This window comes from Rhodobium orientis, assembly GCF_003258835.1.
GTDB classification, from domain to species: Bacteria; Pseudomonadota; Alphaproteobacteria; order Rhizobiales; family Rhodobiaceae; genus Rhodobium; species Rhodobium orientis.
Map to the genome: position 1 here is coordinate 1 of NZ_NPEV01000226.1, position 240 is coordinate 240.

Consider the following 240-nt stretch of genomic DNA (forward strand, 5'->3'; position numbering starts at 1 on the left):
CCACCGTTCGATCTCAGCTTGCCTTTTTGAAAAATCGGATTCGTTCCATAGTGTAAAAGCCAACGGAGATATTCTCATCAACGCTCCGTTTCCATTATCGAACTCAGTTGCTCCGCCGCATTGTTCAATCGGAACACCCCTTTTGAAACGCTCGATTGCATCATCAGTGGCTCTGCCAATATCAAACATGCTGCCGTATGGAGTCCAATACCCTTCCCGATACGCAGCAAACTTTTTCAT

1 protein-coding gene is annotated in these 240 nt (G+C 46.2%); it reads right to left on the bottom strand.

The window, feature by feature from the left end; all coding sequences use genetic code 11:
• Positions 1 to 240: ADP-ribosylglycohydrolase family protein (locus CH339_RS25955; RefSeq protein WP_210207421.1), on the bottom strand; the 240-nt coding region annotated here is incomplete at both ends.